The organism is Lyngbya sp. CCY1209 (assembly GCF_055795065.1).
Genome location: NZ_JAYFER010000213.1, coordinates 17843 through 27822 on the forward strand (window position 1 = coordinate 17843; position 9980 = coordinate 27822).

Sequence of the window (9980 nt, forward strand, 5' to 3'; positions counted from 1 at the left end):
CCCCATCCCACCCAAATTCATCCCCATAAAATCTGCGAAATCTGCGAAATCTGCGGATTTATTAAAAACCAAAAATCACAGATCTCTCCGCTCCCGTTCCACCCAATACCAAGCATTAAAACACCCCAAAACCACCCCCACAAACAACAGCATCAGCGTCCAGGAATAGCGACTCGGCCAGTTGGTATCGATCCAGACCCCGATCGCGATCCCGATCAGCGTCGGAATGGCCACCGCCCAGCCCACCAAACCATACATCCCCAGCCCGAACAAAAGGCTCCGATCGCCCTCCCGTCGCGCTTTCAGGCGGCGATCGGACTTCTTCCGCACCTCCCGCCGCAGTTCTTCGCGGGTGTCAACGACTCGTTTCGGTTCTTCCTCGGGAAAACGTTTCACTGGCTACCTCCCGTTTCGACAAATCCTCGGATCAATCCCGCCTCCAGTTTGGCGACGGCGGATCGGGCCTGCCGTTCGCGATCGCCGAGTTGGCGAAATTCCCCTTCCACCGTATCTTCCAGGCTGTCGAGATCCGTCCCCCGCACCCCCTGCCGCACGGACACCAGCACCTCATCCCCGCACTTCACCAGGGTTCCCCCATCCACAGCGACGAAGGTTTCCCCGCCGCCTCCGGACGTGAAGGAAAGGATGCCGGGAACCAGGGGGGCGACGAAATCGATGTGGTTGGGAAGCAGGACGAAGGCGCCGTTTTCGGCCTCGGCGGACACCTTATCGACGGTTTCGTTGAGTAAAATTTCCGTGGGGAGCAAAATTTTTAGGTTCATTTTGACTTCGCCTCGTCGATACTGCCGATCATGTAGAGCGATCGCTCGGAACGGTCGGAAAACTCGTCGTTGAGGATGCGATCGCACCCGTCCAACGCGGCGTCGAGATCCACCAATTTCCCCTTTTTCCCGGTAAATTGTTCGGTGGTGAAAAAGGGTTGGGTCAAAAACCGCTCCAACCGCCGGGCCCGGTACACCGTCTGGCGATCGCTCTGGGACAGTTCCTCGATCCCCAGCATGGCGATGATATCCTTGAGATCCTCGTACCCGGCCAAGGTCTGCCGCACCGCCTGGGCGATCTGGTAATGGCGATCGCCCACCACCGTCGGAGAGAGCATTTTCGAGCCCGACTGCAACGGGTCGATCGCCGGATAAAGTCCCTGGCTGGCCCGCTTCCGGGATAACACGATCGAGGCGGACAAATGCCCGAAGGTGTGGACCGCCGCCGGGTCGGTGAAGTCGTCGGCGGGGACGTAAACCGCCTGTACGGACGTGATCGCCCCGGTGGCCGTGTTGCTGATCCGCTCCTGCAGTTCCGAAAGTTCCGTCCCCAGGGTCGGTTGATAACCCACCCGCGAGGGCAGACGCCCCATGAGCCCGGAAACCTCCTGTCCGGCCTGGATGAAGCGGAAAATGTTGTCCATCAGCAACAGGACGTCCTGGCGGGCGTCGTCCCGGAAATATTCCGCCATCGTCAGGGCGGCGTGGGGGACGCGAAATCGGGCGCCGGGGGGTTCGTTCATCTGGCCGAACACCAAAATCGTGTTTTGCAGGACCCCCGCCTCTTCCATGTCCCGGTAGAGTTCCTCGGCTTCCCGGTTGCGTTCGCCGATGCCACAAAACAGGCTGATCCCTTCGTGGTGCGTGACCATGTTGTTGATCATTTCGGTGATCAGCACGGTTTTGCCGACCCCCGCCCCGCCGAATAACCCGGCTTTTCCGCCCCGTTCCAGGGGGGTGAGGATGTCGATCGCCTTGATGCCGGTTTCCAGAATTTCCGAGGAGGTCGATCGCTCCTGGAGGGGGACGGGTTGTCTGTGGATTGACCGCCACTGTCCCCCCGTGATGGGGTCTTGGCGATCGATGGTGTCCCCGAAGACATTAAAAACTCGCCCCAAGAGGCGATCGCCGACGGGTACTTGTAATGGGGCATCGGTATCTCGGACGGCCGAACCCCTCCCCAGTCCGGCGGTGGAGGTGAGGGCGATCCCGCGCACGGTTTCCCCGTCAACGTGGGAGACGACCTCGATGACGATTTCTTCGTCGTCTCCGGCCCGCAGTTGGCTGTAAAGTTCGGGTATCGGCGGGGGAAAGTGTACGTCCACGATGCTGCCCCGCACCGATACGACGCTCCCCCGATCGGATTGTTTGGACTCTGAAGCTGCTGTCATCTTGCGCTATAACTATGGACTGGGTTCGCTGTTGGCTCGTTCCGCCATCGAATCTCGGCGGTTCTGTTCGCTTTGGTGTCGGGCGGTGGCGAGTTCCCGGGCTTCTTCTTGGGTGGAATTGTCGCCGACGCCGGGGCGATCGATCTGTTCCTGCGCCCGTTCCGAGAGGGTTTCCCGCCGCTGTTTTTCTTTTTGGCGTTCCTCGGTTTGCATTTCTCGGGTTTCTTGGGGGGTATTCATTTTGAGTTCTCCAAATACTTTAAAATTGGGAAAGTTTTTAAATGCGATCGCGCCCTTCGATTTCCGCCGGGGGACTGGTGGTATCTACCATTTTTTCTCCTAAAATTGGGGGGATGGGGAGATCCGCAGATTTCGCAGATTACACAGATTTAATTGATCGGATTGAATTGAATTATTGTGATGGGGGATGTGGGGGACATGATTGAGATGCCTCTAAATGCTGCTGTTCTGTCTACTCTGGTGTTAAGTTCACTTTACTTTACGAGTTAACCAGAATTGAGCCGGAGACGCATCTCCCACAAGAAATAGATGGTGACCTTTACTATTCTACGGTTTTGAATGGCTTCTATCTTTGGGTAGAAGCTGGCGATTGGCGTCCGCAAATTTCACGCCTATTTTTTCCGGCCGCCACCGAGTAAACCCAGCAGCCCCAACAGCCCCAGCCAGCCCCAATTGGCGTTTTCGCGGACGGTTTCGGTTGCCGCAGCCAATCCGCGATCGGTCGCTTTTTCGACGCCCTCTCCGGCTTCCTGGGCGGCGTCTTGGAGCTCTTCCCCGGCTTGTTCAAAGTTCTGTTCTGTCGATTCCGGGGGATTGTCGGGTGTGGTTTGCGCGAAAAGCTGTCCCGCGTTCGGCAATCCGATCGCACTTAAAATGAGGAGGCTGGCAGTCAGGTACCGCCGCCAGTTCAAATATTTCATTTATATTTCCTCTTAATTTTTATTGTTTTCGGGCTTTACTTCCAACATAATCATTCGGGCGATCGCATCCATCTGCCCTCGGATAGAATCGGGCGGAAGTCGCATCTGCCCTCGGTTAGAAATAGATTGAATCATTGAACAACCTTACCCAACCCTTCCCTGGCAAAGGGGAGGGCTGAGATGGGGGGTTAAAACTGCGGTATTTACACCGCCAAAAATTCTTGAATCACGTCCCGAGTCAGATCTTCGGTTAACCCGGAAGCGACGATTCCCCCTTTCTGCATGGCATAATAGCGATCGGCTTGGCGGACGAAATGCAGATGTTGTTCCACCAATAAAACGGAAATCCCGCGAGTTTCGATAATTCGCCGCACCGCTGCCTCAATTTCTAAAATAATTGAAGGTTGGATGCCCTCGGTGGGTTCATCTAATACCAGCAGCCGGGGCTTTCCCATCAACGCCCGGGCGATCGCCAACTGTTGCTGTTGCCCTCCGCTGAGATCTCCCCCCATCCGAGATAGCATCGTTTTTAAGACTGGAAATAAATCGAAAATTTCTGCGGGAATTTCTGCCGTTCCCTTCCGCCCTTCCGGGGTCGCCTCCAACCCCAACAACAGATTTTCTTTCACCGTGACTCGGGGAATGACTTCCCGCCCTTGGGGGACGTAGCCGATGCCCAATTTCGCCCGCTTGTGGGTGGGCAGTTGGGTGATGGGAATGTCGGAAAACTTCACTTCCCCCGTCCGGGGTTTCAGCAGCCCCATGATGGTTTTTAACAGGGTTGTTTTGCCCACCCCGTTGCGGCCGATCAGGCAGACCATCTGACCGGCGGGGACGCTCAAATCTACATCCCGCAAAATGTGACTTTCGCCGTAGTAAACATTCAATCCTGAAACCTGCAACATCAGGTCTGACGGGGCAAAATTCGGCGCGATCGCGGATTGTGTTGATCTCATTTTTTGATGTTTTTCATGTATAATGAAAAGAGATAAGAGAAACCTCCTGACTCGGGGATCATCTCAAATCTCGACACCCGATCGCCCGGGAGTCTGTCCGCCACCGGATCGGATCGGAATTTTTGGGCGATCGCGGACATTATATAGCCTTGAGCTCTCAGCTTTGAGCTTTCAAGTTTCGGCACGGGTCCAATCCATTTGTCAGAACGCCCGATCGCCCGCTAAACTCAAGGATACAGTCGTGCGCCGAACCGATGAAAGATCCGCAATCCGATCGCAGTCAGAATAAAATAGGTACGATCGCCGGAGTAGCGATATCGATCGCCGTTATCGCCGGAGGGACGACCTGGTGGATGATGTCATCCAGAAGCGATCGCCCCGTTCCCGATGTCTCTCCCACCCCCACGGAATCCCCCGTCACTATCGAAACAACCGTCGAAATTTACTGGGTCGGCGGAGACACCCAAATCGAATTTATACCCACCCCCGTCGCCTTGGAAGTGGGCAGCGATCGCCCCGAAGCCGTCCTCACCGCAGCCTTTGAACGCCTCCTCTGGGGCCCGCAACAGCCAGACCGCTTCAGCGAAATTCCCCCCGGAACCCAACTGCTAAACCTCGCTACCACCCCGGACGGTGCGATCGCGGTGGACCTGTCCCCGGAATTTACCCGAGGCGGCGGCAGTGCCTCCATGATCGGGCGTCTGGGCCAGGTCGTCTACACCGCCACCAGTTTGAACCCCGACGCCCCGGTACGGATTTCCGTCAACGGCGAACCCCTGAATGTCTTGGGCGGCGAAGGCCTGGAAGTGCCTCAACCCGTCACCCGCCAGCAATTTGAGCGAGAGTTTCAGTAGATTTCCTTTAACCGACCCCATGCCGATCGCCCGCCGTTGAAACTTGAGAAATCCGTCACAATAAGAAGAGAAACTTGACATACCAAGGAGTTGCAATGGCAAATACCAGTAACTTTCGTCAGGCGATATCGCAGGCTCGGGGGCAATCCCTCGTCGGGCCCAACGTCATCGCTAACGCTCTCCCCTTCGTGGGTGGGGGCCTAGTTCTGACCGCCGTGGGGTCGTTCGGGGGCCTCAGAGTTCTGGGGACCAACCCGCAACTGTTCATGACCACCTTTTGGATTGCGATCGTCGCGGAACTGGCCCTGTTCTTCATCGGCCGCGGCGTCGCCCTCAAAGGCAATAACGGCGCCGCCCTGCCCCTGCTGGCCACCTACAGCCTGTTGACGGGATACACCCTCAGCGGCCTGCTGTACGTCGCCCTGGGCACCGAAGGCGTCGGCATCGGCGGCATCGGTTTCGCCGCCCTCGGTTGCGGCGTCACCTTCATCGCCGGCCGTCAAATTGGGTCTAACCTCTCGGAAGAAGATGGGATGGCCCTAACCAAAACCATCAGCCTCGGCATCATCGCCCTGCTGGTGGCGATCGTCGGCCAGGTGATTTTCGCCTTTTTCGGCGTCTTCACCCCCAGTTGGTTGGAAATCGCCATTTCCGGGCTCGGCGTCTTCCTGTTCGCCGGGGCGGCGGTGGTGGACTTCTTCATCCTCCCCCGCACCTATCGGGATGACCAATATCTTCCGGCAGCCATGTCGATGTATTTGACCTACATCAACCTGTTCATCTTCATCCTGCGATTGCTGATTGCCGTCAATCGGGATTAATTTCTAACCCGAATTTTGAGCCGTAGCCGCACCCGAAAAGGCTGCGGCTTTTTTGATGTGTCACTAAATACAACCGTATCTTACCCCACTTTTGAGATTTTTGAACCCGCAATTTCAGTAAATTTGCTGAGGCAGTTTCCCAAAAAAATCGATATCAATGGAATAGGACTCAACAGGTAATACCTCGACTGAGATCGGGGATTCCTGAATCGCTCTCATGGTTGGGCGGTGAGTCAGCGGGATTGGTGCTTCCGGGTGGTGGCTGAATGGGAGTGCCAATCCTTTTACTATTCCACAGTTTTTAATCCATATTCAATCCTGACAATCAACCGCTGACCCCGTAGGTTGGGTTGAGGAAGGGCGAAACTCGACACCCGCACAAATCTGATTTCGTTTCGGTTTGAGATATGCCAATTTAAAAAGTGAGACTTAAAATCCGAATTGAGAACTCCGGGGATGAATCTACCAACAGACCCGCTTGGAGTATGCAGAATGTTTGACCCTCAGAATCTCGCGTCTCGAAATCCGGCTAAAACTCTCGTCTTTATCGATCGCAATTTGGACGCTCCCCAACTCCTCAAAGATGGGGTCGAAGATGGAATAGAGGCGATTTTTATCGATCGCGATCGCGACGGGATCGCACAGATTTCGGATATCTTAAATCATTATACCACATCGGGGGAAAAAATTGCGACTGTCCATATTTTTTCCCACGGCAGTCCCGGCCGGCTGTATTTGGGAAGCGGGGTTCTCGATGCCGAGGCGTTGAAAAGCGATCGCGTCCGGGGTTGGAAATCTGCTTTATCCGAATCGGCGACACTATTTCTCTACGGCTGTCGGGTGGCGGCGGAAACGGGAATTCATTGGATTGAAAATTTGGCGAAAATTACCGGGGCGATTGTTTCTGCATCGGCGGAAATTGTCGGATTTGGCAATTGGAATTTGGAATATTCCACCGCGCCGGTACAATTAAAATTACCTCTGCGAGATCGTGCGATCGCGACTTATCGGGGAACCTTCGCGACCCTCACCGTCACCAATCTCAACGATTCCGGTTCCGGCTCTTTGCGGGAGGCGATCGCCAATTCCAACGACGGAGATATTATCACATTTGATGCCGGTCTGTCAAGTCAGGCGATCGGCCTCAGCGAACAGTTAATTATCGACAAAAGCATCACCATCGATGCCGCCGCCGCGCCGGGATTGACCCTCAGTGGCGGGGGAAATCACCGAGTTATTGACATTCAAGTTGGCGCGGATTTTACCCCCCCTTCGGTCACATTAAAAAATCTGATTATTGCGGACGGAAATGCCACCGGAGACGGGGAAGAAGGGGCCGGCGGCGGCATCCGCATGGCGGGACGCACCAATTTAACCCTGGAAAATAGCGAAGTTAACAATAATCGCGCACAGTTTGCGGGGGGGATTTATACCGGATTTAAAAGTACAACCACCGTCATCAATAGCCAATTTGATAACAACGACGGCACCGCCGGAGGCAGCGAACGGGGAGGGGGTGCGATCGCGACCAAAAGCGACGGCAGCCTCACCGTAACGGGGAGTACATTTACAAACAATAAAGGTATCAACGGTGGCGCGATCAATCACCTGTTGGGAAATCTGGCGATCGAAGATTCCGTCTTCCGAAATAACGACTCGACCGCCGGGGATTTGGGTGTGGAAACCTCCGGTTACGGCGGCGCAATTTTCACCGACGGCGCCAATGCCTCCGGGTCGGATTTTGGGCCGGGGCCGGTTGGCGGAGAAATTCGGATTAGCAATAGTTTGATTGAGGGAAATACAGGTTCTGGACAGGGTGGCGGACTGTTCTTGTACGCCTATCCCCCTGACCGTGTTATCATCGAAAACAGCCGAATTATTGATAATGAAGTTCTCGAAAGTAGCCGGGGACAGGCTTTAGGCGGTGGACTGCGACATGGCAATGCCGAGTTAATTATTAACCATACCACTTTCGCCAATAATCGTGCCTACAGTCAGGGTGGCGGTTTGTGGATCGGCGAAACTTCCCCCGTCACGATTACCAACAGCACGATATCCGGAAATCGCGCCGAATCCGCCGACGGAAATCAGGGTTTGGGGGGTGCGATTATGCTCGCCAATGGGACGAATAACACCGATATTATTAATACGACGATCGCCAACAATTACGCCGGATTCCAAGGCGGTGCATTTTGGGGAGACAACAGCAATGCGACCTTAACCAATACAATTTCTGCGTACAATGTCGCCAACAACGGCGGCAATGATTGGAATATCAATCACCACACGGGGACGACATATAACGATGGTGGCGGAAATATTCAGTCAAACGAATTGAATGCAAACGATACGTTAATTACTGATAACATAACGTTAACTGATCCGCTGCTGGGAGACTTGCAGGAAATTGACGGGGTATTAATCCATCCGCTACTGACAGATAGTCCGGCGATCGATGCGGGGGTGAATATTAATACGGTGACGACTGACCAGCGGGGAGAAACTCGTCCCGTGGATGGAGATGATAACGGGACGGCGGAATATGATATCGGCGCGTTTGAATTGGTGACGACGGTGGCGGAACCGAGTTTAATTGTCACCAATAATAACGACTCCGGGGAAGGTTCGCTGCGGGACGCGATCGCTAACGCGCAATCGGGAGATACGATTACATTTGCGGCTGATCTCGCCAGGGGAAATACTATCACCCTCACGGGGGGACAGTTGGAAATTCCGGTCGGCAAAAATCTGATTATCGATGGCAGCAATAATCCCAACGTTATCGTCAGCGGCAATAACAGTTCGCGGGTGTTTTATCTCAACTCAACCTCCGCGACTCCCACCAGTTTGACGGTTAAAGACATTACCATTTCTGACGGGTACACTTCCGATCGCGGCGGCGGTATCGCCACCACCCACCAGGGAATTTTGACCGTCGAGAATGTCACGTTTAACGATAACATAGCGGAGGCGGGTGGCGGCGCAATTTTTAGCGCCTTTGAAGGTCAGTTGACCGTTACCGGAAGTGCCTTTAACCGCAATAAAGCTGTTGCCGGAAATGACGAACGGGGTGCGGGTGCGATCGCATTCTGGGGACCCGATGCGATGACCGTCAACGACAGCGAATTTATCGAAAATGAAGGTATTAACGGTGCGGCGATCAACAGTTTAAATGGTCAGTTAACCGTCGAAAATTCTCGGTTCGTCAACAACACCACGACGGCGGCGTTTTACGACGAAGGAAATGACAATCCTTTTTTGCGGGGATATGGCGGCGCCATTTACACCGATCGCGCCAGTACCTCCGCCGACGATACCTCCGGAACAATTGCAATTAGAAATAGCGTATTTGAAGGAAATAGCGGCCGAGGCGAAGGTGGCGCGGCTTACCTCTACACCGGAACCCAAGATAACGTCATCGTCGAATCCAGCGTTTTTAAAGATAACCAAGTTCTCGCACTTCCCGACGGCGGAAATGACGGAAACGGCGGCGCGATCGTGCAGATGAACAACGGCTTAAACCGAGGATTTGAAGTCACAAATACCGCCTTTATCAACAACACCGCCGCCAATCAGGGGGGTGGAATTTGGATGATGGACGCGCCGACGGCCGTAACCAATACCACCTTTTCGGGAAACCGCGCCGAATCCCCCACCACCTCCGGAAATGGCGGCGCGATGGCTTTGTATGGACCGGCGGATATCGTCAACGCCACGATCGCGGACAATTTCGCCGGCTGGGTGGGTGGCGGTATCGCCGCCTCGGGTGACGACACCGTTACCGTCACCAACACTATTTTTTCCAACAATACCGCCGACAACGGTCCGAATGACTGGGGAATTCAACAACACACCAACCGCGAATTAACTGACGGCGGCGGAAACATTCAATGGCCGGAAAAACTCACCAATAATTTCAACGATTATAACGCCACTGCTTCCATCGCGATCGCCGATCCGCTGTTGGGTTCGTTGCAAAATGAAAACGGAACTTATTTCTATCCTTTATTAGAAGGAAGTCCGGCGATCGATGCGGGTGTCGATGCGGCAACATCAACCGATCAACTCGGCGAACCCCGTCCCATTGATGGCGATGGAAATGGAACCGCCGAATTTGATATCGGCGCCTACGAATTTGGAACGGTAATTGCCACCCCGGAAATCGAAGTTTCGGACGGAGATACCGATATCCCCGACAACACCGGAACGGTAGATTTCGGAACCGCCACCGTCGG

At 54.5% G+C, this 9980-nt stretch carries 9 protein-coding genes; 3 read left to right on the forward strand and 6 right to left on the reverse strand.

The window, feature by feature from the left end:
* Positions 1 to 75: 75 nt before the first annotated feature.
* The 6 genes from AC0QHF_RS04380 to urtE all read right to left on the reverse strand — a co-directional run bounded on the left by AC0QHF_RS04380 (position 76) and on the right by urtE (position 4070).
* On the reverse strand, positions 76 to 396 hold the full coding sequence (locus tag AC0QHF_RS04380; protein ID WP_324702967.1) for an AtpZ/AtpI family protein: 321 nt from the start codon (positions 394 to 396) through the stop codon (positions 76 to 78).
* Positions 393 to 782 carry a F0F1 ATP synthase subunit epsilon gene (locus AC0QHF_RS04385; protein WP_324702968.1) on the reverse strand — a complete coding sequence of 130 codons (390 nt, stop codon included), beginning with the start codon at positions 780 to 782 and terminating at the stop codon, positions 393 to 395. The genes AC0QHF_RS04380 and AC0QHF_RS04385 overlap by 4 nt, the downstream gene beginning before the upstream one ends.
* Complete coding sequence (atpD, locus tag AC0QHF_RS04390) at positions 779 to 2173, reverse strand: F0F1 ATP synthase subunit beta (RefSeq protein WP_324702969.1); 1395 nt, start codon at positions 2171 to 2173, stop codon at positions 779 to 781. The genes AC0QHF_RS04385 and atpD overlap by 4 nt, the downstream gene beginning before the upstream one ends.
* Positions 2174 to 2185: 12 nt before the next feature.
* Positions 2186 to 2413 carry a hypothetical protein gene (locus AC0QHF_RS04395; RefSeq protein ID WP_324702970.1) on the reverse strand — a complete coding sequence of 76 codons (228 nt, stop codon included), beginning with the start codon at positions 2411 to 2413 and terminating at the stop codon, positions 2186 to 2188.
* 392 nt (positions 2414 to 2805) lie between these two features.
* On the reverse strand, positions 2806 to 3114 hold the full coding sequence (locus AC0QHF_RS04400; protein WP_324702971.1) for a hypothetical protein: 309 nt from the start codon (positions 3112 to 3114) through the stop codon (positions 2806 to 2808).
* Positions 3115 to 3317: 203 nt separating this feature from the next.
* Positions 3318 to 4070, reverse strand: coding sequence for an urea ABC transporter ATP-binding subunit UrtE (gene urtE, locus AC0QHF_RS04405; RefSeq protein WP_473113552.1), 753 nt, complete (start codon positions 4068 to 4070; stop codon positions 3318 to 3320).
* A gap of 254 nt (positions 4071 to 4324) precedes the next feature.
* Between urtE and AC0QHF_RS04410 the strand changes: the two genes are divergently transcribed.
* From AC0QHF_RS04410 to AC0QHF_RS04420, 3 genes are all read left to right on the forward strand, one after another.
* Positions 4325 to 4924: a GerMN domain-containing protein gene (locus tag AC0QHF_RS04410; RefSeq protein WP_324702972.1), complete on the forward strand. Its 600-nt coding sequence runs from the start codon at positions 4325 to 4327 to the stop codon at positions 4922 to 4924.
* Between the two features lie 95 nt (positions 4925 to 5019).
* Complete coding sequence (locus AC0QHF_RS04415; RefSeq protein WP_324702973.1) at positions 5020 to 5745, forward strand: Bax inhibitor-1/YccA family protein; 726 nt, start codon at positions 5020 to 5022, stop codon at positions 5743 to 5745.
* 492 nt (positions 5746 to 6237) lie between these two features.
* Positions 6238 to 9980, forward strand: a 3743-nt coding sequence (locus AC0QHF_RS04420) for a DUF4347 domain-containing protein (RefSeq protein WP_324702974.1), incomplete at its 3' end; no start/stop codon positions are given.